The organism is Amycolatopsis sp. La24, assembly GCF_029087445.1.
Classification (GTDB): domain Bacteria; phylum Actinomycetota; class Actinomycetes; order Mycobacteriales; family Pseudonocardiaceae; genus Amycolatopsis; species Amycolatopsis nivea.
On record NZ_JARACH010000016.1, the window covers coordinates 104,537 to 128,220 of the forward strand.

Below are 23,684 nucleotides of genomic sequence, written 5' to 3' on the forward strand. Positions count from 1 at the left end.
TCCGCCGGCGCTCATCGGCCGGAGGTGTGCGGGGACGGTGCGGAGCCCAGGAAGGGCAGCAGTTCCGCGCCGTCCATTAGTGCGGCGAGCGTGCGGAGGACCCCCGCGCTGCCGGTGCTGACGTCGGTCGACAGGCGAAGCAGCTGGTTGCCGGGGAAGGCCAGCCCGCCGTGGTACGGGACGCCGTGCCACGACAGCCGCGCCAGGTGCAGGTCGATGGCTTCGCGGTCCGGCTCGTCGGCGAAGGACAGCGCGGCGGCGAGCCCGCACCGGCCGTAGAGCAGGCCCGGGTGGATCACGAACTCCCCGCGGCACGCGGCCCGCAGCCCGGGCAGGCTCTGGGCGGCGGCCGAGTCCGGCAGGCTCCGGGCGACCTGTTCGGCGACCAGCAGGATTCCGGCGCTGCCGATCGCGGCGTAAGGGAGCAGGCGCAGGGTGCCGTCGCGGACCTGCAGCGATCCGTCGGACGCGGCAGTGCATTCCTCCAGGTCGCGGGCCAGCACGCGGTCGGCAAGCGTGAGCCACGACGGTTCTCCAGTGTGCTCGTACAGGCGCAGGAACAGCAGCGCGGGCCCGCACCAGCCGCTGAGCAGTCCGGCCCTGGCGAAGCGGCCGGGCGGGTCGGCGGTCTCGAACGCGGTCGCGAGCTTGAGGGCGATGTCCAGCGCCTGGCGGCCGAATTCGTTGTCGCCGCGGGTCGTCGCGAAATGCAGTCGGGTGAGGCCGATTCCGGCGAGCCCGCTTTCCAGGCCGTGGTCGGTGGTCTGGCTGACCAGCGACTGCGACGCGGCGAGCAGCTCGTCGGCTTCTGCCGTGTAGCCGAATTCCTCGAGGACGTACGCGATGCCGTGGCTGCCGTCGAAGAATCCGGGCCGCGAGGGCGGTTGCCGCCGGGCGGCCGCCAGCAGCCACTGTTCGTATTCCGGAAAACGGCCTGCTCCGGCGACGTGCAGCGAGTGCAGCACACCCGCGGCGCCGACGCCGAACCCCGCGCCGCCGGAGCGGAACTGCTCGATGTCGCCGGGGAACAGCCGGTCGGTCCGGTCTGGCGTGGCACTCGCGAGGATGGCTTCCGCGATCTGCTTGCGGACCAGCGCCCAGTCCGGCCGCGGCTCGTCCAGCGCGGTGTGGGTCGCGGGCCGGTCGGTGCGCGGGGCGAGCACGGAGACCACGCGGTCGGCGTACCCGTCCGGCAGGTCGAACCGCTGCTGGGCGAAGTCGGCGAGCCCGCGCAGCTTGCCCGGCGCGAGTTCCAGCAGCATCACCAGCGGAAGGAAGAGCCACAGCCGCAGCGCGGCCAGTGCGTGCTCGTCGATCTCGAAACCGTGCCGGTCGGCGGGCGCGCGGAATCCGGGCGCGCCCAGCCCCGGCCGGTCGCCGGAATCGGCGTCGACGGCCAGTTCGAAGTCGATCAGCGACACCCGGTCCTGCTCGTCCACCAGGATGTTCTTGCCGTGCAGGTCGCCGAACACGATCCCGTGCCGGTGGATGTCCGCGACGATCCGTTCGACCTGGGCGAGCACCGCCAGCGCGCGATCGCGGAAGGACTCGAGGCCGTCTTCGGCCCGGGTGCCGCTGGTGAGCGGGTAATGCCGGGCGAGCCAGCTGCTCAGCGTGCTGCCGGGCAGGTGCTCCATCGCCAGGTAATGGTGCTCCCACACGGTGAACTGCTCGTACACGCGCGGGACGCCCGGGACGTCCGCCAGCCTTTCGAGCACCTCGCGCTCGTGGTTCAGCCGGGCGACCGCGTCGGCGCCGTCGCGGTCCAGCCCGGCGTGCGGCCGGGCCTCCTTCAGCACGACGGTCTTCCGGTCGACCCCTCGTTCGGCCAGATAAACGCCGCCGCCGTTGGAAAAGTGCAGGGAACCGGTCACCCGGTACGGGAATTCGGCTCCGCTCTTGCGCGCGGCCAGGCTGTCGGACAAACAGGACGGAATCGGCGCCCATTCCGGCACGGAAAAGGACGGTTCCCGCCGGTCGGGCACGAGCGTGCCATCCGGACGGCGGATTGCCAGCACCCTCGTTCCGGCGTGTTCGGTCCACTGTTCGGCGAATCCGCCGTATCGGACGTAAAGCGGACCTTCGCGGTAGCGCAGATCGCTCAGAATATACGCACCGTGCTCGCCTTCCAGCTCGGCGGAAAGGTCGGACAGTATCGTCGCGAGCGCGTCTTCGGAGTGCGGGTAAATCGTGATCAGCTTGCCGCTTCCTTCGCGGGGCGCGTATTTCGAATTGCGGCTGAGCAGGGTCGCCCGGGAGCGCAGATGCTTGTACGCGACCTGATGCTCCACACAGTACCGGTGCACCCGGGACAGTACGCCGGCCGCGTTGTCCAGACCGGCGGAGACGTGGATTTTCCAGCCCTGGGCGGGAAGTTTCCGCCCGGCCGGGCGCAGCGACCGCCAGATCCCGTGCGTCTCGTCCGTCCACCCGGGCCCCGGCAGCGGCAGTCCCGCGGCCAGGTCGCCTGCCGCGCCCGGGGATTCCCGCGGTTCGTCGAAGAACAGCGGATCGGCGAAGCAGAAAGCCTCGTACCGGACGTCCATGAAAACGAGCCCTTCCCTTTTCCTGAGGAAAACCGGGCGACTTCGATGTCGGACGGTGACACCATTCCCGCACGAGGGGGGTGCCCCGGCCAATCCGCCAACCCGGGGGTTCGAGGCTCCTCGTCAGGGTGACGGACGCGGGTTCGGGCCGCGAAAACCGGGACTGCGCGTGAGTCATCCCTACCCGATCGGGGTGTAACGAAGACGTTTCCCGGCGACTCGCCCAGGTCGGCGCGGAAAGAGCCGGAGAAATTGGCGGAAGGCCATCAACCCGTTCCGGTGACCCGGCTTCCGCCCGTCGTCCGGCGCGAACCCGGTGCGGATTGGGCCATTCGGGGTGGCGGCGGCGCATTCGCGTCGGGAATGTGCCGCATTCGTTACCAGAGAAGGGGGATCCGCGCGATTCTCGCCCCGCCCGGCGTGCCGTGAAGGACTCCTTGAGGGAATCTGATTCCCTCAAGGAGTCCTTCACGGCTTTTCCGGCCCGCGTTCCCGGCCGCGCGGGCGAAACCTCGGCGATCCCGGGCTCGCGGGTCGGCCGTCCGTGAGGGGCACCCTCACGGCTTTCCCGGCCGCGCCTCGCCCAAGCTCCCTACCCGGCCAGTGCCTTCCCCGAACACACCAGGCTTTCCAGCAACTCCACCGCCCGCCGCGCAGCCGGGTGCTCCGCGATCGGCTTCTTCACCGCCAGGCTGAGATGCCGCACCGGCGCGGGGGAGGCGAGCGCCACGGTGGTGAGCCCGTCCGGCAATTCGCCGATGCCGAGCTCCGGCACCACCGTCAGTCCGATTCCCGTTGCCACGAAAGACATCGCGGTGCGGTAGTCGTGCGTCTCGACGACGAAACTCGGCGAGAACCCAGCTTGCGTGCAGGCGTTGAGCAGCACCTGCCGGCACGGGCCTTCGCGCAGGTCGTTGTCGACCCAATGCCGTTCGGCGAGCGCGGCCAGCGGCACCTCCGGCAGCCCGGCGAGCGGGTCGTCCCGGCGGACGACCGCGAGGTACGGGTCCTCGGCCAGCCGGTGCACGACGACCGACCCGGGATGTTCGGCCCCGGTTTCCTCCACGAAGATGTCGATGTCCGGGTCGCCCGGGGTGAACTCGGTCAGCATCAGGTCCAGCCGCAGGCCGGGAAATTCGGTGCGCAGCGCGGCGACGGTCGGCGCCAGCCAGGTCGAGCCTGCCGAGCCGAAGTAGCCGATCGACAGGCGGCCGACGCGTCCGGCCCGCAACTCGCTCACCACCTGCTCGACCCGGCTGAACGCCTCGAACAGCGTCTCGGCCTCGGCGGCGAGGGTGCGCCCGGCCTCGGTGGGCTCGATGCCGCGGCCGGACCGTTCGAACAGTTGCAGCCCGGTCTCCCGTTGCAGCGTGGTGATTTGCTGGCTCACCGCGGACGGCGTGTAGCCGAGCGCGGCGGCGCTCGCGCGGATCGACCCTGACGCGACGACTGCGCGCAGCACGCGGAGCCGGGGAATGTCCAGCATGCGGCGAATGTACAGCACTCCTTTACGGAGGTACAGAACTCATCGCTTGTGCTGTACATCCGACCGAGGCGACGATGGCCAGGTGACCGATCTCGTGGAAACCGTCCCGCCCGCCGGCAAGACCGACCTCGGCAAGATCGCGGCAGCTGCCGGGCTCGCCGTCGTGCTGTGGGCTTCGTCGTTCGTCGCTATCCGCAGCGTTGGGCACGCGCTGTCCCCGGCGCCGCTGGCGTTGCTGCGGCTCGCCGTCGCAGCCGTCACCCTGACCGTGTTCGCCGTGGCCAAGGGCGCGGTTCGCGTCCGGCTGTCGCGCAAGGCGTTCCTGCTGGTCGCGGCCTACGCCGTGCTGTGGCTGGCCGCATACACCGTCGTCCTCAACGCGGGGGAGCGGCACGTCGACGCCGGGACCGCGGCGCTGCTGGTGAACCTGGCACCGCTGATGGTCGCCGTCGCGGCGGGGAAGTTCCTCGGCGAAGGCTTCTCGCGCTCGCTCGTCATCGGCTCGCTGGTCGCGCTGGGAGGGGCCGCGCTGATCGCGACCGGAGCCACCGGCAGCAACGACTGGGCCGGCGTGCTGCTGTGCTTGCTGGCCGCCGTGCTCTACGCCGCCGGAGTCATGGTCCAGAAGATCACGTTGCGCCACGTCGACGGGCTGACCGCGATCTGGCTCGGCTGCGTCGTCGGCACCGTGGTCCTGCTGCCGTGGGCACCGCAGCTGGTCAGCGAACTGCAGGTGGCACCGGCCGGCGCGGTGCTCGGCAGCGTCTACTTGGGAGTGTTCCCGACCGCGGTCGGCTTCACCGCGTGGGCATACGCGCTGCGTCGCACGGACGCGGGTCGGCTGACGATGGTGACCTACGCCGTGCCCGCGGTGGCCGTGCTGCTGTCCTGGCTGCTGCTCGCCGAAACCCCGACCGCGTACGGACTCGTCGGCGGCGTGCTCTGCCTGGCCGGCGTGGCGATCTCCCGCCGTCGTTAACGGCGTCCCCACCCCGACACGAGGGGATAGGACGACACGGTGAACCGCGGATCGGCGAGCACCCGGCGGAACTGCTCGATGTCCGCCGGCGGCACGCCGTCCGCGGCCAGCTTTTCGGCCAGCTCCACCGAATTCGCCGCCAGCAACCGGATTTCTGGCCCGCCGCCCAGCAACCGGATTTCCGGCCCGCCGCCCGGCCACCGGGTCGTGACCCGCGCGCTGCCGACCTCGCGCAGCCCGGCCCCGGCGAGTACCTCCGGCAGCCGCCCGGCCCATTCGACGTCGCTGCCCGCTCGTTCGAGCAGGTCCAGGATCCGGCCTTGCACGGAACGGAAAACCGTCGCACTGGTCTCGTCGGGCGTCGCGAGCACGGTTTGCCCGCGCGGCTCGATTTCTTCGAGGACCAGCCAACCGCCGGGGGCGAGCGCGCCGGCGAGTTTCGCGACCAGTTCGTCCCGCTCCGGGAAGTGGATCAGCACCAGGCGCGCGTGGATCAGGTCGAATTTCCGATCCGGGACCGGCTCCGCTCGGACGTCGTGGCGCACCGCCTCAGCGTTGGCGGGCAGGTCGGCGAGCAGCCGGGTGTCGAGGTCGGTGGCCAGCACGTGCCCGTCCGGACCGACCCGCCCGGCCAGCCACCGGGCGACCGACCCGCCGCCCGCGCCGATTTCCCAGCAGGACCATCCCGCGCCGACGCCGAGTTTCCCCAGGTGCTCGAACGTCGTCCGGTCGTAGCTGGCTTCCAGCGCGGACATCCGGTCGCTCGCCGGGGCGCTCGCGTTGTCGAACGGGTACTCGTCGGCCATTCCGCCACCCTGCCAGCATCCGCGCGGCGGCGCTGGCAGGATGACGGAAGTCTCAGCAGGTTTCGCGGACGTAGCCGGATTCGCCCTTCGGCGTGACGTCCCGGTCGCGCCGGACGACGCTCAGGCTGCTGCCCCACTTGGCGCACGCGTTGTGCAAACCGTCCGAGGTGTATTCGATGACGATCACGTGGTCGCCGAAATACTGGGTGTATTCCGCGCAATTGTCCTGCTCGCCGCATTCCTCGGCGACGGCGAAGTCCAGCCCGTTGTCCGTCCGCGACGAGGACAGTTCCGAGGTGTTCTTCTGGGCGATCGCCAGGCCTTTCCCGTGCGCGCGCGAGGAAAGCAGCTTCACGAGGTCCTGCGCGTTCCGCGCGCTGAGCAGGCCCTGGGACCGGGTGAAGCTGTCGTAGTTGTCCGGCTCGATCGCCTGGTAGCCCTTGCCGGCGCACTCGTCGATCCACCCGCCGACCTTGTCCGCGATCCGGCTCCGCTTGTCCGCGGTGCGCAGGTCGAGCAGCGCCTCGTTCCAGTCGGGATCCATGACGACGTCGCCGTTGCCGTCGCGCAGGACCAGGTCGCCCCATTCGCCCTCGGCGCCGGGCTGGGCCTGGAAAGCGTTGACGTAGCAGATGTTGTACGCCCCGGCGGCGGCCGGGGCGCTGTGGTCGCGGCTGACCGCCTGGACGCCCGACGGCGGCGTGTACGGACCGCCGATCTGATAGTCGAACCCGGCATGCGGGGCGGGCAGCGTGACGCTGTGCGGCGCGGGGAGCGGCGCGCTCTCCGCCGGGCCGGCGGCCCCGAGCGCGCACGCCGAACTGCCGACGAGCAGCGCGGCCGCCGCGGTTCCCCGAGAAATCCGACCAGGAAGCGAATGCATCTGGTGACTCCAGCGATGGTGAGTACGGCCCCGCCTCGGAGGGTTCGAAGACATCCTGGCGACTGGGTCCGGGCTCGCGGGGCATTCCGCATTACCGGCTGGGCGTACTTCTGGCGCCTGCCCGTCCGGCAGGCACCAGAAGTTTAGCGGATCACCGCGCCGCGCCGTCAAGACTCGTTAGCTGCCCAGGGTTTTCCGCAATCCGGGCTGGAGCGCGTCGCCGTGCGCGAGCACCATTTCGTCGCACAGTTCCCAGATCCGTTCGACCGGAAGCGCGGCCGCCGTCGCGGGGTCGGCCATCGCTGCGTGGCGGATGTGCCGCGGATCGTCCTCGACCGCGGCGCGCACCACGAGTTCGGTCGTGCTCAGATAGGTGCCGTTGAGCGCCGCCAGTTGCGGCGGAAGCGCGTCGACGCGGGTGGGGCGGATGCCGGTCGCGTCGGCGAGACACGGCACTTCGACGGCTCCGGTCGCGGGGAGATTCGGGATCAGCCCGCGGTTGAGCACGTTGCCGTAAACGGTCCGCGGCGTCCCGGTGACGACACTGTGGATGATTTGCGGCGCGTATTCGTTGGTGCCCTCGACGGTGAGCGGTTCGTCGCGTTCGATGGCTTGACGGGTGTGTTCGTATTCGGCCTCGTTCTCCGCCACGACGTCCAGGTACGCGCCGATCGGCAGCCGCAGCCGCTCGATTTCGCTGGCGTGGCCCAGATACCAGGGCACGTATTCGGACGAGTGCTCGCTGGTTTCGGTGGGGTAATAGCCGAGCCGCCGGAACATGTCGAACCGCACGCGCCGCCGCAGCTGCGGGTCTTCGGCGAGTTCGGCGAGCCGCGGGTACAGATCGTTGCCCTGATGCTCCAGACGCAGGATCCAGGCCTGGTGGTTGATGCCCGCGGCGTGGTAGGTGACCTCGGACAGCGGCACCTCCAGCAGCTTGGCCAGGTCGTGCACGGTCCAGTACACCGAATGGCACAGGCCGACCACGCGGTCCGGGCCGAGCGTTTCGGAGAGGTACTGCACGTTCATCGCCATCGGGTTCGTGTAGTTCAGCAGCCACGCCCGCGGGCACACCTGCGTGATGTCCTCGCCGAGCTCGCGCAGGAACGGGAAAGTGCGCAGGGCCCGGAAGATCCCGCCGACGCCGAGCGTGTCGCCGATGGTCTGCTTCACGCCGAACCGCGCCGGAATGTCGAAGTCGACGCGGGTGGCTTCGCCCATTCCGATTTGGACCATGTTGACGACGAAGTCCGCGCTTTCCAGGGCTTCGCGACGGTCGAGGTGCGCGGTGAGGACGGGCTTGGCACCGCGGGCTTCGGCGATGCGACCGGCCGCCGCGTGCGCGACGCGCAGGCGTTCCGGGTCGATGTCGTGCAGCGCGACGTGCACCTCGGCCAGTTCGGGATAGGCGAACAGGTCCGCGAGCAGGCCCTGGGTGAACACGACGCTGCCGGCGCCGATGAAGGTGATCTTGGTGGTCATGCACTTTCCGTTTCAGTGAGGTGGAGCTCGTTCCAAGTCGGTTGGCCGTCGATCCCGCCGCGCGCGAGCGTCGAACGGCCGCCGCCGGTCACCCCGGCCCGGAGCGCGTCGGACAGCGGCAGCCGGCGCAGCATCGCAGCGAGGAACGCGGCGTTGAAGCTGTCGCCCGCTCCGACGGTGTCGAGCGGGGTGATCGGGGACGCGGGAACTGTGACGGTTTCGCCGCGGTGGTGGGCGATCGCGCCGTCAGCGCCGTTCTTGACGACGACCGTCGGCCCTTGTGCGGCGAGGTGCGCCACGGCGTCGAGCAGGCTGGATTGTCCGGACAGCTCGAGTGCTTCGGCGGCGTTGGGCAGGAGGAAGTCGGTCTCCTGAAGTACCAGCTTGATGCCGCTGGGATCCCACTGCCGCGCCGGGTCGTCGTTGGTGTCCAGCGACGTGGTCGCGCCGTGCGCCCGTGCGGTGCGGAACAGCTCCGGCAGCCCGGCGGCCAGCTTGGGCATCAGGAAGTAGGACGAGGCGTGGACGTGCCGCGCGTCCGCGAGCAGCTCAGCCGGGACGTCCGCCGCCGACACCGCGTCCAGCACCCCGGAGCTGGTGACGATCGCCCGGCTGTCGTCGCGGGTCAGGATCGCGGTGAGCGGGGTCGGCAACGCCGGATCCACGGTGAGCGCCTGGGTGTCGACGCCGCGTTCGTCGAGGATGTCGCGGACGAAGCGACCGGCGGCGTCGTCGCCGATCCGCCCGGCGAAGGCGGTTTTCAGCCCCAGCCGGGCGGCCCCGGCGGCGGTGATCGCGGCGGACCCGCCGAGCGTGAGCGAGCCGTGGCCGACGAGGTTCTCCCGTTGCCGGAAGTCGAGGTCCCCGGTCAGCGGCCCGAGGACGACGTCGGGGTTGACGTCGCCGAGCACGAGCAGGTCGAAGCGGTGCGGCATGCGTGGTTCCTCTGGAGGAGTGCGGTTCAGCCTTTGAGGCCGCTGGAGGTGATGGACTGGATGAAGGTTTTCTGCGCGCCGAGGAAGGCCAGCAGCACCGGCAGCACGGTGATGACGTTCCCGGCCATCACCGCCGCCCAGTTGGTGTGGTGCTGTCCCTGGAAGGTGGTCAGTCCGAGCTGCAGCGTGTACTGGGTGTCGTGGTTGATCGCGATCAACGGCCAGGTCAGGTCGTTCCAGGTGCTGAGGAAGGTCAGCACGGCGACGGTGCTCAGCGCGGGCCGGGACAGCGGGAGCACGATCCGGATCAGTACCCGCAGCCGCGAGCAGCCGTCGATCCAGGCCGCCTCCTCCAGCTCGCGCGGCAGCGACAGGAAGAACTGCCGCAGCAGGAACACCGCGAACGGCGTGACCAGCGACGGGACGATCAGCGCGCCGAGCGAGTCGATGAGGCCGAGCTTCTTCATCACCAGGAACGTCGGGATCATGGTCAGCTGGAACGGCACCGCCATGGTCGCCATCATCAGCCCGAGCATCACCTTCGAACCGCGGAACCGCATGCGGGCGAACGCGTAGCCGCCGAGCGAGCCGAAGACGAGGTTGGCCGCCACGGTCACGACCGACACGGTGAGCGAGTTGGTGAACCAGCGCAGGAACAGCGCGTTCTCCAGCACGTAGCGGTAGCCGGAGAAGTCGATCCCGGACGGCCACAGCGACGGCGGGAACCGGTTGATCTCCGCGTTGCTCATCACCGAGCTGAGCAGCAGCCACACCAGCGGGGCGGCGAACACCAGCGCCAGCGGGGCCAGCAGCAGATGCCACGGGCTGAACGGAAGCCGCCAGCGCCTGGGCTGACGGATCACGCCAGGCAGTTGGGATGCGGAAACCGGGGCAACGTGGGCGCGCGTGGTCATCGGACCTCCTTGTCGCGGCGCAGCAACCGGACGCCCAGCCCGAGCGCGAGCAGCACGACGGCGAGCACGTAGGCCGCGGCGGCGCCGTATCCGGCGGTGAAGTTCTGGAAGGCCTGCTGCCAGATGAAGTAGACGATCACCGTGGTCGAGCCGAGCGGTCCGCCCTTGGTGGTGACGTACGTCAGGTCGAACACCTGGAGCGATTGGATCAGCTGCCACAGCGTCAGGAACGTGGTCACCGGCAGCACGGCGGGCAGGGTGACGTGCCGGAGGATCCGGAACGGACCGGCGCCGTCCAGCCGCGCGGCTTCGATCAGCGACGGCGGGACGTCCTGGAGCGCGGCCAGGAAGACCACCATGCAGAACCCGGTGCCGCTCCACAGCGTGATGGCCACGAGGACCAGCAACGCCTGCGACGGGTCGGTCAGAAACCCTTGCGGGCTCAGGCCGATCCGGTGCAGCAGCGAGTTGGCGACACCGAACTCCGGGTCGAGGATGAACGAGAACAGCACGCCCTGCGCGGTGGCCGACAGCACGAACGGAACGAACATCAACGTCCGGTACGCGCCGATGAAGCGCACGCGCCGGTTCAGCGCGAGCGCCAGCGCGAGGCCGAGCACGATGCTCAGCGGAACGTATAACGCCGTGTACAGCAGCGTGTTGCCGACCGCTTGGCCGAAGTGCGGGTCCTGCGCGAGCGCCGCGTAGTTGTCGACGCCGACGAAGCGGGACGGGGTGACGAGGTCGTCGGCCTGGAACGACAGGATCAGCGACCACACCACGGGCACCAGGCCGAGGCCGATGATGACGACGACCGAGGGGCTCAGGTAGGCCCAGGCGGCGGCGGTTTCGCGGCGGCGGCGGGTCTTGGCGGCCGGAGCGACTGTGATCGGGCCGGGATGTACGGACATGGGCGGGGTCCTATCGGGGGATGATGAGGGCGGCGTTGGCCGCGGAAGCGCAGTCGCGCATGGCATCGGCGGGGGTCGCGCGCCCGAGCAGCACCGAGACGATCGCCGCGGCGACGGCCTGGGAAACCTGCGGATAGGCGGGGTGGTTCGCGCGGACGTGCGAGTTGTCGAGCGACTTGACGAACACGGAAAGCCCGGCGGTGTCCTGGGTTTTCTGCTGCCATTCCGGAAGCCGCTGCGATCCGGCGCTCAGCGGGAGGCTGCCGGCGCCGACGTCCCAGACGACGTCCTGCTTGGGCGCGGTCAGCCACCGCAGGAACGTCTTGGCCGCGGTGAGCCGCCGGTCGCCGTTGTCGAAGACCGTCCAGGTGTCGGGGCCGGAGATGGTGATCGGCTTTCCGGTGAACGTCGGCAGCGGGACGATCTGGTAGTCGATTCCCGCGTCGGCGATGTCGGGCAGCTGCCACGGACCGGTCGGCACCATCGCGATCCGGCCCGAGGCGAAGGCCTGGTACATCTGCTCGGAGCCGGGTTTCGGGTCGATGTAGACACTGCGGTCGACAGCCAGGTTCCGGATCACCTCGAGCGCCCGCACGCCGCTGTCGGCGAAGCCGATGCTGCGGCCGTCCTGGCCGACGATGGTGCCGCCGAGGTCCCAGATCATCGGCCACAGCCGCCAGACGGTGTCCTCGTCGCCCGCGCCGGGCCAGGCCGTGCCGAACTGGCCCTGGTCGCGGTTGGTCAGTTTCTTCGCGGTGGCCACGAAATCCGGCCAGCGCCAGGATTCGTCCGGCAGCGGGACGCCGTGCTGCTGGAACAGTTTCTTGTTGCAGGCGACGGCCAGCGAGTCGAGCATCGCGGGCACGGCGCGGACGCGCTCGTTCACGGTGACCGCTTCGAGTGCGGGTTTCCAGAACTGGGTGCCGTCGTTGACGACGTCGCCCATGTCGGCCACGCGCGGGCTGCGGGCGATGCTGGCGAGGTCGGAGCCGAAGATGTACGCGATGTCGGGGTAGGAACCGGACGCGAGCGCCGCGGTCACCTTTTGCAGCATGGCGTCGGCGAGCACGCCACCGCCGAGGTCGATGCGGATGTCGGGGTGCTCGCGCTGGAACGCGGCGACGAGCTGCTTGAGGACTTTGAGCCCGGTGTCGCTCTGGCCGTGCCACATTTCGACGGTGACCGGTCCGGACGTGGCGGCGGGGGCCTCGGCGCACGCCGCGGCGGCGGGCACCAGCGCCATCGCCGCCGCGCCGCGGAGAAAACCGCGCCGGGTCAGGGTTCGCACGCGCATGGGAGTGTTTTCCTTCCCTTGCGCTAGCGGCGGGGTCATCTGCGATTTCCTTCCGGCGGGGAGAAATAGGCGGTCAGTTTTTCGGGCAGGGGAGGAACGTCGACCGGCACGGAGCCGGAACGCAGGGACTGCGTGGCGAGCGCACCCGCCGCCACGGCTTCGCGGGCGGCGATCGGGGACAGTTCCGGCGGGTCGCCGTGCACCACGTAACGCAGGAATTCGGTCATGGCAAGGAGATCAGCGTCCTGGTGTCCTGATGCGACACCGTCGATCGGGTACTCGCGGTCTCCGTCCAGCGCCCATCCGCGGCGGCGGTTCCATACCTTCACCACGCCGCCGCCGGTGTCGCCGAAGTTCTCCGCGCGGCCTTCGGTGCCGATCACGGTGTAGTTGCGCCAGTAGTCGGGGGTGAAATGGCATTGTTCGTAGCTGGCGAGGACGCCGTTGTCGAGTCGCATGTGGACCATCGAGAGGTCTTCGACGTCGACGACCGGGTTGAGGCCGGTTTGCGCGGCGGGAGGCCAGTTGTCGAAGGAAAACCAGTCGTCGGCGAGGCGGTCGCCCTGGCCGCTGCGGTCGGTGATGCCACCGTAGACGGTCAGGTCGCCCATCGCGGTGACGCGGCGGGTGAAGCCGCCGGCGAGATGGTGGATGACGTCGAGGTCGTGGCTGGCTTTCTGCAGCAGCAAGGAATTCACGCGGCTGCGGTCGGCGTGCCAGTCCTTGAAGTAGTAGTCGCCGCCGTTGCCGACGAAATGACGGCACCAGACGGCTTTCACTTCGCCGATCTCGCCGCGCGTCACGACGTCGCGGAGCGTGCGGACGACGGCGGAGTGCCGGAAGTTGTGTCCAATGTAGAGCGGAGTGCCGGTTTCCTGGGCGGCGGTGAGGACCGCGTCCGCGTCGGGAAGCGTTGTGGCCAGCGGCTTTTCGAGGTACACCGCGACTCCGGCGCGGAGCAGGTCGACGGCGATCTCGGCGTGCGTCCAGTCCGGCGAGGTCACGATCGCGGCGTCGACCAGATTCGCGAGTTCCCGGTGTCCCGGCACGATCTCGATGCCGCCGAACATTTCGCGCGCTCGCGCCCGGCCGCGCTCGTCGGGATCCGAAGCCGCCGCCAGTTCCGCCGCGACGCCGGATTCCGCCACGTGCCGGGCGATCCCGGCCCGCAGGCCGACACCGACCACACCGACCCGCAGCACCCCGGAGTTCACCACCGCGCCACCTCACCTCTGCGTGATATTGATCTGCATGATGGCAAAACAATCATAAATGCGCAATGGTGCGGGTCTGCTCATGGGGCGATGACCGGCTCCGCGGAGGTCGCGGCGAGGTCGGCGGGTGCTCCCTTGTGGACGGCAGTGCGGTACCGCCCGCGGACGCCGAGTCGGCTGGTTCGCAGGTCGCGACGATCTTGACCTGCGCATGGACCGACGGCTCGCAGGTGTTGGGGAGGACGGTCGAGCTGGGCTTGCCGGACCTGCACGCTCTTGTCCGGCGCGCGGGCGACCCCGTTGGGCCCCGCCGTTTCGCCTGGTCGCGGCAGGTCTGCGGCGCGGGCGGCAGTCTTGCGCTGCGGCGGCAGGTCTGCGGCGCGGGCGGCAGCTTTGTGCTGCGGCGGCAGGTCGTACGCGGCGCCCGGTGCGGCGCGGATGGCGGTCTTGTGCTGCTGCGGCAGCTCGTCCCCGGCGTCCTCCACGGCGTGGGTGGCGGTCTTGTATTGCAGCGGCAGTTCGTCCCCGGCGACGCCGTGCGGCGCAGGTGGGTGATCGGCCGCTGGTCGGCGAGGGTCGAAGGATCCCGCCGCGCGGTCGCGAGCGCGTCGCCGACCTCCGCGATCGCGCCGCTGCCCCGTTCGCCCGCTCATTCGAGCAGGACGTTCGCGTGTTGCCGGGGCGTCATGCCGGGTCTCTCGTTCCTGGTCGGAGGCGGTCCGGTGCTCATCCTAGAGGCCGCACTGACTCGACTTTGTGATTGAATCTGCGCTATAACGCAAGTAGCAAGCAAAAACACTCAAGCAGAGTGCCGGAGTCGGTCACGTCTCCCGCCCTGGATCGAAAGGCCTCCATCCCGTGTCCTCCCTTCCGGATGCTCCCGGCTCCTTCGTGGCCGCCGAACTGGCTTCCCAGCCCGAAATGTGGCGCGCGGCGGCCGCGCTGGCCCCGTCCGCCGCGCTGCCTCAGCCGGGCGAACGAGTGGCCGTCGTCGGCTGCGGCACCAGCTGGTTCATCGCGATGAGCTACGCCGTCGCCCGCGAACAACGCGGTCACGGGGTCACCGACGCCTTCGCCGGCTCCGAATACCCGGCTTCGCGCGAGTACGACCGCGTCGTGGCGATTTCCCGCTCCGGCACCACGACCGAGATCATCGACCTGCTCACCGCGATGCCCGCGCAGCGCACCGTGCTGATCACCGCGGTCGGCGACAGCCCCGCTGCGGCGGTCGCGGACGAGGTCGTCGAACTCTCCTTCGCCGACGAACAATCCGTGGTGCAGACCCGCTTCGCCACCACCACGCTCGCCCTGTTGCGCGCCGGTCTGGGCGACGACATCGACCAGCTCGCCACGTCCTGTGCGGACGCGCTGACCGAACCGATCGACGACCTCCTCGACGCCGAACAGGTCACCTTCATCGGCCGTGGCGCTGCCGTGGGCCTGGCTTGCGAAGCCGCACTGAAAACCCGTGAAGCCGCACAGTTCTGGGCCGAGTCGTACCCCGCCATGGACTACCGCCACGGCCCGATCGCGATCGCTCAGCCGGGCCGTCTCGTGTGGTCGCTGGGCGAGGCCCCCGCGGGACTCGCGGACGACGTCGCCCGCACCGGCGCGCGTTTCGTCCACCACGACCTGGACCCGCTCGCCGCACTCGTGGTGGCGCAACGCTTCGCCGTCGCACTGGCGGCCCGGCGCGGCCTGGATCCCGACCGTCCGCGCTCGCTGACGCGCTCGGTGATCCTCGTCTGATGATCCTCACGCTGACGCCGAACCCGGCCATCGACGTCACCTACCGGGTCGGCACCCACACGCCCGGCGACACGAACCGGGTGCTGGAGGTGCAGCGACGGCCGGGCGGCAAGGGCGTGAACGTGGCCCGGGTGCTCGCCGCGGTGGACGTCCCGGTCCGGACGCTTCTCCCGCTGGGCGGCGACGCGGGCCGGTGGCTCGGGGGAGCGCTGGAGGTTCCGTTCGAGGCCGTCCCGATCTCCGGCGAAACCCGGACCACCGTGACGGTGACCGGCGACGGCCATCCGACGGTCTACACGGAACCTGGCCCGGAAGTGTCCGAAGAGGAATGGACAGCTTTCGGTTCGCACCTGTCGAACTGCCTGTCTGCGGCTGACCTGCTGGTTGTCTCCGGATCTCTGCCCCGGGGCACCTCGCCGGACCTGGTCGCAGATTGGGTCCGCATCGCCCGGGAAGCCGGGGTGCGGACGCTGGTCGACGCCTCCGGCCCGGCACTGCTGGCCGCCGCCCGAGCCGGTGCGGCAGTGAAGCCGAACCAGGCCGAACTCCTCGCCGCGACCTCTGCCGCGGACGAGGCTGCCGGTGCCGCGGCCCTGCTCCGGCTGGGCGCACAACTGGTCGTCGTCTCACGCGGGGCAGACGGCATCGCCGCCTACACCTCCGGTGGCGTCTTCGCCGTCCCCGCCATCCCTGATGTGCAGGGCAACCCCACCGGCGCCGGGGACGCCGCGACGGCCGGGCTGGCCGTCGCCCTCGCCGCCGGCTGCCCCCTGATCGAAGCCCTGCACAACGCCGCCGCCCTGGGTGCCGCGGCCGTCCTCCGCCCGGTTGCCGGAGAAGTCGATCTCGCCGCGTACCGCCGATTCCTGAACGGAGCCCCCGCATGATCACCCGCCCCGACCTGCCAACGCTGCTGACCGCCGCCCGCGAGCGCGGTTCCGCCGTGGGCGCGTTCAACGTGATCCTGCTGGAACACGCCGAGGCCATCGCCGAAGGCGCGGAACAGGCCGGATTGCCGGTGGTGCTGCAGATCAGCGAAAACTGCGTCCGCTACCACGGCGGACTGGCCCCGATCACCGTGGCGTCCCGGGAAATCGCCCGCCGCGCGTCGGTCGACGTGCTGGTGCATCTAGACCACATCGAAGACCCGGAGCTGATCCGTGAGGGCATCGCACTGGGCGTGGACAGCGTGATGTACGACGGATCGCATCTGCCATACGAGGAAAACCTGCGCATGACCCGGGAAATCGCCTCGCGCTGTCACGACGCGGGTGTGGCGGTGGAAGCGGAACTGGGCGAAGTCGGCGGCAAGGACGGGGTCCACGCGCCCGGCGCCCGCACCGACCCAGCCGAAGCGGCGGACTTCGTGACCGCAACCGGCGTGGACGCACTCGCGGTGGCCGTAGGAACGTCCCACGCGATGGTGGAACGAACGGCCCAGGTAGACCGCGCACTGGTCGCCCGATTGCGAGATGCGGTACCGGTCCCGCTGGTATTGCACGGCTCGTCAGGCCTGTCGGACGAGGAACTGCGCGGGGCCGTGGTGAGCGGGATGGCGAAGGTTAATATCTCAACGCACCTGAATGGTCTGTTCACGCGGTCGGTCCGGCAGTTCCTGGAGGAACAGCCGGAGGCGGTGGATCCCCGAAAGTACGTGCGGCTGGGGAGGAACGCGGTGGCTTCGGAGACTGCTCGGCTCCTGCGTTTGCTGGCTGGCTGAAGACCCGCAGCGGCATCTCTTCGTCGAACAGGTGCGGACGGCTCGACGGGACCGGGTACTCTTGGTATACCAAAGCGTCCCGTCGAGAAAGGTGCTCTCCGTGTTGATCCGTGACGTCCGTCCCTGGGGCGGTCAGTGCAGCGACGTCGAGGTGGTCGGCGGCCGGATCGCCGCGGTTCGTCCGCATGGCCCGGCGGGGTCCGGCGGCGAGGTGGTCGACGTGGTCGAGGGGCGCGGACGGTTGCTGTTCCCGTCCTTCAGCGACGTCCACGTGCACCTCGACTCGACGCGCATCGGGCTGCCGTTCCGGGCGCACACGGGGGCGCCGGGCGTCTGGGCGATGATGCTGAACGACCGCGAGAACTGGCGGAACGCCGAGGTGCCGCTGCCGGAACGCGTCGCGGGCACGTTGGAGCGCATGATCGCGAACGGGACCACTCGCGTGCGCACCTACGCGCAGGTCGACGTCGACTGCCAGCTCGAGAAGCTCGACGCGGTGCTCGCTGCCAAGGAGCGCTTTGCCGCGCACGCGGACGTCGAGGTGATGGCGTTTCCGCAGGCAGGGATCCTGCGCGAGCCCGGAACCGTCGAGGTCCTGGAGGCCGCGCTGCGTTCGGGTGCGTCGGTGGTCGGCGGGATCGATCCGTGTTCGCTCGACAAGGATCCCAAGGGGCACTTGGACGTCGTGTTCGGGCTGGCCGAGAAGTACGGCGTCGAGGTCGACATCCATCTGCACGAGCCGGGCCATCTCGGGGTGTTTTCGACGGACCTGGTGATCGAACGCGTCCGCGCGCTGGACATGCGCGGCAAGGTCACCATGTCGCACGCGTACGAGCTGGGCTCGGTTTCGGAAGCCGTGAGCCGCCGGCTGATCGACACGTTCGCGGAGCTGGACATCGCGATGGCGACCGTCGCGCCGTCCGTCGACCGGCAGTTGTCGCTGGCGGACCTGACGACCGCGGGCGTGCGCGTCGGGCTGGGGGAGGACGGGCAGCGGGACTACTGGAGCCCGTACGGCAACTGCGATCTCCTCGACCGCACGTGGCAGCTGGCCTTCACGCACGGGTTCCGGCGCGACGAGCTGATCGAGATGGCGCTGGCGGTCGCGACGATGGGCGGCGCGTCGATCATGAGCCACGACGTGCCCCGGCTGGCGGGGATCGCGGACCGGCCCGGTGTGGCGGTCGGCGACCGCGCGGATCTGGTGCTGGTGGACGGCGAGACGCCGACCAGTGCGGTGATGGACCGCGGCAAGGACCGGACGGTGCTGCACGACGGCGTCGTGGTGGCGGACGGTCTGGCGGTCGTCGACCTCTGACGAGGGGCGTGCCTCAGCCTCGCGGAGAGTGCGCGGGGAGTCGGGCCGGAGGCGCGTGCGGCTCTATCAGCATGGGCGGGGTCTCGCGAAGAGGGGCTGTGCCAGGTGATCCGAAAGTTGAGGGGCCAGTGCCGCGGCGAGCTCAGCGTTGCCAGAGTTGGGGTCTCATGAAGGTCGAGGGGCGCAGTCCGACGCGGCGATCTCGGCATTGCCAGGACCTCGCGACGGCCAACGGCGTCAGTCCAGCGCAGCGAGCATTGCCGCGGCCGGGATCTCGCGGCCACAACAGAACCAGGGTCAGCCCGCCTCAGCCGGATGCCGCCGCACCGCCTCGCTGGCTCCGGTCGCGAGATGGGCCAGCACCAGCCGTTCCACCCGTTCGACGTCCCGGTCCACGATCGCCTCGTACAGGAGTTCGTGTTCCGCCGCCATGGCTTCCAGGTCGTCGTGCTGGCCGAGCAGCCATCGCATCCGGCTGCGCAGCGTCCGCTCCAGTTCGCCGAGCAGTTCGTTCGCCGACAGGGACGTGACGACCTCGTGGAAATCCGCCGCTGCCCGGCGTGCGGACACCGCGTCGCCGGCGCGGGCGGCGCGCAGTTCCGTGTCCAGCACCTCCCGCAGCCGTGCCAGGCCCTCGCGGGTGCGGCGCTGCGCGGCGAGCCGGAAAGTGAGGCCTTCGAACGCGGTTCGCACCTCGTTGAGGTCCGCGACATCCGACGCGGTGAACTCCCGCACCACCGACCACGACCGCGGCCGCGGCGTCACCAGTCCCTCGTTTCCCAGCGCGCGCAACGCGTCCCGCACCGGCACCCGGCTCACGCCCATTTCCGCGGCCAGGTCCCGTTCGACCAGCTTGCTGCCGGGAGCCCGGGTGCCGTCGAGGATCTCGTTGCGCAGCCGTTCCGTGACGCGCTCGGACTCCGACGCGAAACCCGGCTCCATCCGATCCCCTCCCGCCGCCGTCACCGACAGTATCGGCGAACCTCCTCCCAGGTTCCCGGAAAAACCCGCCCCCGGCAAGGTCTGGCCTCCAGATTCCGCCGTTTGGTATACCTAAATGTCCCGAGCGGAAGGAACCCGATGCGCACTCGCTGGCGTGCCCGCCATGTGCTGGCCCATCAGAACGGGCGGCACGCCCTGCTGGAAAACGGCGAGGTCGTCTGGGAGGACGACGTCGTCGTCTACGTCGGCCCGCGGTATGCCGGAACGACCGATCTGGACGTCGACCTCGGCGAATCGCTCGTCCTCCCGGGCCTGATCGACCTCGACGCGCTGACCGACGTGGACCATCTCGTCCTCGATTCCTGGGCCACGGCAGACCGCGCGGCCGGACTGCAGTGGTCCGAGGACTACTTCGCGCACCGTCGCCGCGACGTCTTCACCCCGGAAGAACGGCAGACCATTCGCGAGTACGCGCTCGTTCAGCTGGCACTGCACGGAATCACGACGTTCATGCCGATCGCGTCGGAAGTCCATTCGTCGTGGGCCGAGCCGTACGAGGAGCTCGTCGCGATGGCGGACTTCTCGCGGAACCTCGGCCTGCGCGGATATCTGGGCCCGGCATACCGATCCGGCGTCAACGTGGCCACTGCGGACGGTACCCGCACGGTCGCCTTTGACGAGCCCCGCGGCGAGGAGGGGCTGGCCGACGCACTGCGGTTCCTCGACCACGCAAAGGAACTCGACGACCCACTCGTCAACGGCGTCCTGCTGCCGTGCCGCATCGAGACGCTCACCGAAGACCTCATGCGAGCCACCGCCGCCGCGGCGCGCGAGCGCGACGTCCTGGTGCGGCTGCACTGCCTGCAAGGCGTGCTCGAGCGCGAACTCATCCTCGACCGTTACGGCGTGCCACCGCTGGAAATGCTGGAACGCACCGGCCTGCTCGGCGACCGGTTGCTGATCCCGCACGCCCAGGTCCTCGACCGCCATCCCGCAGTCCACGGCGAAGACCGAGGCGACGTCGCGACTTTGGCCGCGGCGGGCGCGTCGGTGATCCACTGTCCGCTCACGTCCTTCCGCTACGGCCACGCCCTGCGCTCGTTCCGCGACTACCGCGAAGCGGGCCTGAACCTGTGCCTGGGAACCGATTCCTTCCCGCCGGACCTGATCCGCGGCATGGACGTCGGCGTGCATCTGGCGAAGGTGATGGGCGACCGCGCCGACGCGGCCCCGGCGGAGTGGTACGTCGAAGCGGCGACGCTCGGCGGCGCCCGTGCGCTCCGCCGCGACGACCTCGGCAAGCTGGCCCCGGGCGCGCAGGCGGACCTCGTCGCGTTCCACGTCGGCGACCTGCGCGACGGCGTGCAGGACGATCCGATCCGCACCTTCTTGCTCTCCGGAACCGCCCGCCAGGCAACGCATTCCGTCGTCGCGGGCCAGCCGGTGCTGGTGGACGGGCGCCTTCCCGGTGTCGACGAACCGGACCTCCGCCGCCGCGCGCAGGCGTTGTTCGAGAAGCTGCGCGCCGCGTATCCGGAGCGGGACGTCGAACGCCGGGAGGCGGGGGAGTTGTTCCCTCCGACCTTCCCGGCGTTCCAGCAGTAGCGGCGCGGCGGGGCTATCGCCGCGAGACGACAGCCCCGCCCTTCACCACGAGCTGCCGCGGAGGATGCGACACGACGGCTTCGGCCGGATACTCCGCGGCTACGAGGAAGAAATCAGCGCGGTCGCCGATCCGCAGGCCGTAGTCCTTGAGCCGCAACGCTTTCGCGCCGCCGTACGTCGCCGCGTGCAGCGCGAGTTCGATCTCCGGGTCGGTCCGGAACGAGCTGCGGTACGCCAGGTGCATGGCACGCGTCAGCATGTCCCCGTCGCCGTAGGGTCCCCACAGGTCGCGGACGCCGTCGTTGCCGCACGCGGCGTTCGCGCCCGCTGCCCGCATCTTGGCCAGCGGCGGCACCGGCCGGTCGTACACCGCCGCGGTGGTCAGCGTGATCTGCTGCTCCGCGAGGCCTTCGAGCAGCCGGTCCTGCTGCGCGTCCGGGATGCCGCAGATGCCGAAGGCGTGGCCGATCGCGACTTTCCCGGCGAGCCCGAGCGCCTTCGTCCGCTCGATGACGAGCTCGATTTCCCAGGCGCCGAGCGGACCTTCGTCGTGCAGGTGCAGGTCGACGCCGCAGCCGTGCCGGGCGGCGATGTCGAAGATCGCGTCGAGGTGCCCGCGCGGATCGCGGTCGTAGCCCGCCGGGTCGATGCCGCCGACGTTCTCCACGCCGGACGCCACGGCCCGCTCCAGCAGTTCCAGCGTGCCGGGCCGGGTGAGCAGGCCGCCCTGGGGGAAGGCGACCTGCTCGACGGTGACCCGGCCGCGATGCCGCGCCGCCGCCTCCCGCACCGCCTCGATGCCGGACAGCCCGAGTTCGGGGTCGACATCGGTGTGCGCGCGGACGAAGGAGGTGCCGTTCGCGATCATCGTGTCGAGCAGCGCGGCCGCGGGTTCGGGCGAGGGGAGCCCGAATTCCTTGCGGCGGCGCTGTTCGTTGGAGATCCGGTCGGCGAGCACCGACCCCGAGGTGTTCGGCACCCAGGGGAGTCCCCACAGGGTTTTGTCGAGGTGGCAGTGCGCGTCGACGAGGCCGGGCAGCAGCAGCGCGCCGCCGCCGTCCTCGACCGGAACGTCCGCTTCGGTGGGCCCGAACCCGGCGATCCGGCCGTCGCGCACCAGCACGTCCGTCGGATCGCCGCCGCCGGGCCGGACGTTGCGCAGCAACAGGTTCACGCGACTCCCTCCACGGCCTCGGCCCGCACGGTCGGCTCGCGCCGCTCGGAGGTGGCGAGGCTGACGCCGACGGTGAGCACGACGTTGACGGCGATCGCGAGAAGCCCGGGATTGAGGCCCCACAACGTGTTCTTCGAAGCCAGGACCGTCCACGCGACGATCGCCACGCCGACCACGAGCCCGGTCGCCGCGCCCGCCTTGGTCAGCCGCCGCCACACGAGCCCCAGCACGATCGCCGGGAAGAACTGGGAGACGCCGTTCTGTCCGGTGAGCAGCAGGTTCACCAGCAGGGCGGGCTGGAAGATCGCGAACACCAGCGCCACCGCGGTCACCACGACGACGAGGGCGCGCGACAGCCGGAACACGCCCAGCTCGCTGGTCTTCGGCCGCAGGACGCCCTGGTAGACGTTGCGGGCCAGCAGCGTCGCGGATTGCAGGAGCAGCAGGCTGATCGGCACGATCGCGGCCAGCGCCCCCGCGCCACCGACGAGACCGACCACCCACGACGGCATGGTCTTCAGCGTCAGCGAAAGCAGCGCGCCGTTGGTGCCGCTGCCCTTGAGCCCGGGCACGACGAGCACCGCGGCGAAGCCGACGAACAGCGTCAGCGCGATCAGGATCTGGTACAGCGGAAGGTAAATCGCGTTGCGCCGGATCGTCTGCTCGGACTTCGCGGTGTACATCGCGGCGAGTGCGTGCGGGAACATGAAGAACGCCGCGCTCGTGACCAGCAGGGTCGACATCATCCACGGCACGCCGAGCGGGCTGCCCGGCGCCGGGACGCCGAGGAAGCCGGGGTGCTGTGCCTGGACGGTGTCGATGAGATGCCCGAACCCGCCGAAGTAATGCACCGGGATCGCGATGCCGACGACCAGCACGGTGCCGATCAGCAGGATGTCCTTGAGCACCGACACCCACGCGGCGGCCTTCATGCCCGACGCGTAGACGAACACCGCGATCAGCACGACCGCGAGCACCATGCTGGTGACCCGGTTGATGCCGGTCGTCGTCTCGACGATCTGGCCGAGGCCGAGCAGCTGCGCCTCGATGTAGGGGATCATGAACGCCACGCCGACGATCGCGGTCAGCGCGCCGAACCACGGGCTGCGGAAGCGGTGGGTGAAGAAATCCGCTTGGGTGACGAGGTTGTGCTTCTTCGCGTACCTCCACAATGGAGGGAGGAAGAAGTAGGACAGGACGAACGCGCACGTGCCGTAGCCGGCGATGTAGAACGCCGCGCCGCCGTTGGCGTAGGCGAATCCCGACGCGCCGAGGTAGGTGAAGGTCGAGTAGGTCTCGCCCGCGGCGAGGACCCAGAACAGCAGCGTCCCGTAGGACCGGCCGGCGACCGTCCACTGTTCGAGGTTCATCTGCTTCCGGCCGCGCGCGGCGAGGCCGATGACCACCGCCAGCGCCACCACGGCCAGAGCGACGACTGCGCCCGCGTTCATCGCTGCTCCTGCTCGGTTTCGGCGGCGCCGGGGCGCCGGATGCGGTCGGCGACGCCGAGGAACACGGGCGTGAGGGCCACCCAGAGGAGGATCCAGAACCCGATCTCGGGCAGGAACCAGATCCGGCCGTCGCCGCTGAACCAGGGCAGGCCGGCGATCATCGCCACGTAAGGGGTGAAGGCCACCGCGGCCACCACTGCGGAACGCTTCATCGCGCACACCCTTCGTTGTTTGGTATACCATAAGCGCGGCCGGTGGCGGGTTGTCAAGGGCGC

At 70.1% G+C, this 23,684-nt stretch carries 21 protein-coding genes; 6 read left to right on the forward strand and 15 right to left on the reverse strand.

Annotation, left to right across the window (positions count from 1 at the left end; translation table 11 throughout):
* Positions 1–11: 11 nt before the first annotated feature.
* Positions 12–2,546, reverse strand: a complete 2,535-nt coding sequence (gene lanKC / locus PUT80_RS17575) for a class III lanthionine synthetase LanKC (protein WP_275292862.1) — start codon at positions 2,544–2,546, stop codon at positions 12–14.
* A 592-nt stretch (positions 2,547–3,138) separates the two neighbouring features.
* Positions 3,139–4,032 (reverse strand): LysR family transcriptional regulator, encoded by an 894-nt coding sequence (locus tag PUT80_RS17580; RefSeq protein WP_037813014.1) that lies wholly within the window; start codon positions 4,030–4,032, stop codon positions 3,139–3,141.
* Positions 4,033–4,114: 82 nt separating this feature from the next.
* Between PUT80_RS17580 and PUT80_RS17585 the strand changes: the two genes are divergently transcribed.
* The gene (locus PUT80_RS17585) at positions 4,115–5,011 is read left to right on the forward strand and encodes a DMT family transporter (protein ID WP_037813012.1); all 897 of its coding nucleotides are present in this window, start codon (positions 4,115–4,117) and stop codon (positions 5,009–5,011) included.
* Here the strand turns inward: PUT80_RS17585 and PUT80_RS17590 are convergent.
* The 9 genes from PUT80_RS17590 to PUT80_RS17630 all read right to left on the reverse strand — a co-directional run bounded on the left by PUT80_RS17590 (position 5,008) and on the right by PUT80_RS17630 (position 14,103).
* Positions 5,008–5,817, reverse strand: coding sequence for a class I SAM-dependent methyltransferase (locus PUT80_RS17590; protein ID WP_275292863.1), 810 nt, complete (start codon positions 5,815–5,817; stop codon positions 5,008–5,010). The two genes, PUT80_RS17585 and PUT80_RS17590, sit on opposite strands and share 4 nt — an antisense overlap.
* Before the next feature lie 52 nt (positions 5,818–5,869).
* A complete protein-coding gene (locus PUT80_RS17595) occupies positions 5,870–6,700 on the reverse strand; it encodes an endo alpha-1,4 polygalactosaminidase (RefSeq protein ID WP_275292864.1) in 831 nt (276 codons plus the stop codon).
* A 177-nt stretch (positions 6,701–6,877) separates the two neighbouring features.
* Positions 6,878–8,182: an alpha-glucosidase/alpha-galactosidase gene (locus tag PUT80_RS17600; protein ID WP_275292865.1), complete on the reverse strand. Its 1,305-nt coding sequence runs from the start codon at positions 8,180–8,182 to the stop codon at positions 6,878–6,880.
* Positions 8,179–9,117 (reverse strand): sugar kinase, encoded by a 939-nt coding sequence (locus PUT80_RS17605; RefSeq protein ID WP_275292866.1) that lies wholly within the window; start codon positions 9,115–9,117, stop codon positions 8,179–8,181. Before PUT80_RS17605 ends, PUT80_RS17600 begins: the two co-directional genes overlap by 4 nt.
* Before the next feature lie 26 nt (positions 9,118–9,143).
* Positions 9,144–10,031, reverse strand: a complete 888-nt coding sequence (locus PUT80_RS17610) for a carbohydrate ABC transporter permease (RefSeq protein ID WP_275292867.1) — start codon at positions 10,029–10,031, stop codon at positions 9,144–9,146.
* Positions 10,028–10,942 (reverse strand): sugar ABC transporter permease, encoded by a 915-nt coding sequence (locus PUT80_RS17615; RefSeq protein ID WP_043829941.1) that lies wholly within the window; start codon positions 10,940–10,942, stop codon positions 10,028–10,030. The genes PUT80_RS17610 and PUT80_RS17615 overlap by 4 nt, the downstream gene beginning before the upstream one ends.
* A gap of 10 nt (positions 10,943–10,952) precedes the next feature.
* Positions 10,953–12,236 carry an ABC transporter substrate-binding protein gene (locus tag PUT80_RS17620; RefSeq protein WP_107051043.1) on the reverse strand — a complete coding sequence of 428 codons (1,284 nt, stop codon included), beginning with the start codon at positions 12,234–12,236 and terminating at the stop codon, positions 10,953–10,955.
* Between the two features lie 35 nt (positions 12,237–12,271).
* The gene (locus PUT80_RS17625) at positions 12,272–13,453 is read right to left on the reverse strand and encodes a Gfo/Idh/MocA family oxidoreductase (protein WP_275292868.1); all 1,182 of its coding nucleotides are present in this window, start codon (positions 13,451–13,453) and stop codon (positions 12,272–12,274) included.
* Positions 13,454–13,530: 77 nt separating this feature from the next.
* Positions 13,531–14,103 (reverse strand): hypothetical protein, encoded by a 573-nt coding sequence (locus PUT80_RS17630; protein ID WP_275292869.1) that lies wholly within the window; start codon positions 14,101–14,103, stop codon positions 13,531–13,533.
* Positions 14,104–14,371: 268 nt separating this feature from the next.
* Here PUT80_RS17630 and PUT80_RS17635 point away from each other — a divergent pair, with 268 nt between their 5' ends.
* From PUT80_RS17635 to PUT80_RS17650, 4 genes are all read left to right on the forward strand, one after another.
* Positions 14,372–15,199 (forward strand): SIS domain-containing protein, encoded by an 828-nt coding sequence (locus tag PUT80_RS17635; RefSeq protein WP_051728982.1) that lies wholly within the window; start codon positions 14,372–14,374, stop codon positions 15,197–15,199.
* Positions 15,199–16,086: a hexose kinase gene (locus PUT80_RS17640; RefSeq protein WP_037812996.1), complete on the forward strand. Its 888-nt coding sequence runs from the start codon at positions 15,199–15,201 to the stop codon at positions 16,084–16,086. Before PUT80_RS17635 ends, PUT80_RS17640 begins: the two co-directional genes overlap by 1 nt.
* Positions 16,083–16,919 carry a class II fructose-bisphosphate aldolase gene (locus PUT80_RS17645; RefSeq protein WP_051728950.1) on the forward strand — a complete coding sequence of 279 codons (837 nt, stop codon included), beginning with the start codon at positions 16,083–16,085 and terminating at the stop codon, positions 16,917–16,919. The genes PUT80_RS17640 and PUT80_RS17645 overlap by 4 nt, the downstream gene beginning before the upstream one ends.
* Before the next feature lie 100 nt (positions 16,920–17,019).
* The gene (locus PUT80_RS17650) at positions 17,020–18,237 is read left to right on the forward strand and encodes an amidohydrolase family protein (protein WP_275292870.1); all 1,218 of its coding nucleotides are present in this window, start codon (positions 17,020–17,022) and stop codon (positions 18,235–18,237) included.
* A gap of 297 nt (positions 18,238–18,534) precedes the next feature.
* On the opposite strand, the gene PUT80_RS17655 is transcribed toward PUT80_RS17650, so the two are convergent.
* Positions 18,535–19,179, reverse strand: coding sequence for a GntR family transcriptional regulator (locus tag PUT80_RS17655; RefSeq protein ID WP_037812994.1), 645 nt, complete (start codon positions 19,177–19,179; stop codon positions 18,535–18,537).
* Positions 19,180–19,317: 138 nt separating this feature from the next.
* Between PUT80_RS17655 and PUT80_RS17660 the strand changes: the two genes are divergently transcribed.
* Positions 19,318–20,784, forward strand: coding sequence for a chlorohydrolase family protein (locus PUT80_RS17660; RefSeq protein ID WP_275292871.1), 1,467 nt, complete (start codon positions 19,318–19,320; stop codon positions 20,782–20,784).
* Positions 20,785–20,797: 13 nt separating this feature from the next.
* Here the strand turns inward: PUT80_RS17660 and PUT80_RS17665 are convergent, their stop codons facing one another.
* Genes PUT80_RS17665 through PUT80_RS17675 form a run of 3 tightly spaced genes read right to left on the reverse strand, consistent with a single transcriptional unit; the run spans position 20,798 to position 23,621 of the window.
* Positions 20,798–21,958 (reverse strand): amidohydrolase, encoded by a 1,161-nt coding sequence (locus PUT80_RS17665; RefSeq protein ID WP_275292872.1) that lies wholly within the window; start codon positions 21,956–21,958, stop codon positions 20,798–20,800.
* A complete protein-coding gene (locus tag PUT80_RS17670) occupies positions 21,955–23,409 on the reverse strand; it encodes a sodium:solute symporter family protein (protein ID WP_037812991.1) in 1,455 nt (484 codons plus the stop codon). Before PUT80_RS17670 ends, PUT80_RS17665 begins: the two co-directional genes overlap by 4 nt.
* A complete protein-coding gene (locus PUT80_RS17675) occupies positions 23,406–23,621 on the reverse strand; it encodes a hypothetical protein (protein ID WP_037812989.1) in 216 nt (71 codons plus the stop codon). The genes PUT80_RS17670 and PUT80_RS17675 overlap by 4 nt, the downstream gene beginning before the upstream one ends.
* Between the last annotated feature and the right edge of the window lie 63 nt (positions 23,622–23,684).

Coding starts and splice junctions, on each gene's coding strand:
- lanKC (WP_275292862.1), bottom strand. CDS start 2,546: ATGGACGTCCGGTACGAGGCTTTCTGCTTCGCCGATCCGCTGTTCTTC.
- PUT80_RS17580 (WP_037813014.1), bottom strand. CDS start 4,032: ATGCTGGACATTCCCCGGCTCCGCGTGCTGCGCGCAGTCGTCGCGTCA.
- PUT80_RS17590 (WP_275292863.1), bottom strand. CDS start 5,817: ATGGCCGACGAGTACCCGTTCGACAACGCGAGCGCCCCGGCGAGCGAC.
- PUT80_RS17595 (WP_275292864.1), bottom strand. CDS start 6,700: ATGCATTCGCTTCCTGGTCGGATTTCTCGGGGAACCGCGGCGGCCGCG.
- PUT80_RS17600 (WP_275292865.1), bottom strand. CDS start 8,182: ATGACCACCAAGATCACCTTCATCGGCGCCGGCAGCGTCGTGTTCACC.
- PUT80_RS17605 (WP_275292866.1), bottom strand. CDS start 9,117: ATGCCGCACCGCTTCGACCTGCTCGTGCTCGGCGACGTCAACCCCGAC.
- PUT80_RS17610 (WP_275292867.1), bottom strand. CDS start 10,031: ATGACCACGCGCGCCCACGTTGCCCCGGTTTCCGCATCCCAACTGCCT.
- PUT80_RS17615 (WP_043829941.1), bottom strand. CDS start 10,942: ATGTCCGTACATCCCGGCCCGATCACAGTCGCTCCGGCCGCCAAGACC.
- PUT80_RS17620 (WP_107051043.1), bottom strand. CDS start 12,236: ATGCGCGTGCGAACCCTGACCCGGCGCGGTTTTCTCCGCGGCGCGGCG.
- PUT80_RS17630 (WP_275292869.1), bottom strand. CDS start 14,103: ATGAGCGGGCGAACGGGGCAGCGGCGCGATCGCGGAGGTCGGCGACGC.
- PUT80_RS17635 (WP_051728982.1), top strand. CDS start 14,372: ATGTGGCGCGCGGCGGCCGCGCTGGCCCCGTCCGCCGCGCTGCCTCAG.
- PUT80_RS17640 (WP_037812996.1), top strand. CDS start 15,199: ATGATCCTCACGCTGACGCCGAACCCGGCCATCGACGTCACCTACCGG.
- PUT80_RS17645 (WP_051728950.1), top strand. CDS start 16,083: ATGATCACCCGCCCCGACCTGCCAACGCTGCTGACCGCCGCCCGCGAG.
- PUT80_RS17655 (WP_037812994.1), bottom strand. CDS start 19,179: ATGGAGCCGGGTTTCGCGTCGGAGTCCGAGCGCGTCACGGAACGGCTG.
- PUT80_RS17660 (WP_275292871.1), top strand. CDS start 19,318: ATGCGCACTCGCTGGCGTGCCCGCCATGTGCTGGCCCATCAGAACGGG.
- PUT80_RS17670 (WP_037812991.1), bottom strand. CDS start 23,409: ATGAACGCGGGCGCAGTCGTCGCTCTGGCCGTGGTGGCGCTGGCGGTG.
- PUT80_RS17675 (WP_037812989.1), bottom strand. CDS start 23,621: ATGAAGCGTTCCGCAGTGGTGGCCGCGGTGGCCTTCACCCCTTACGTG.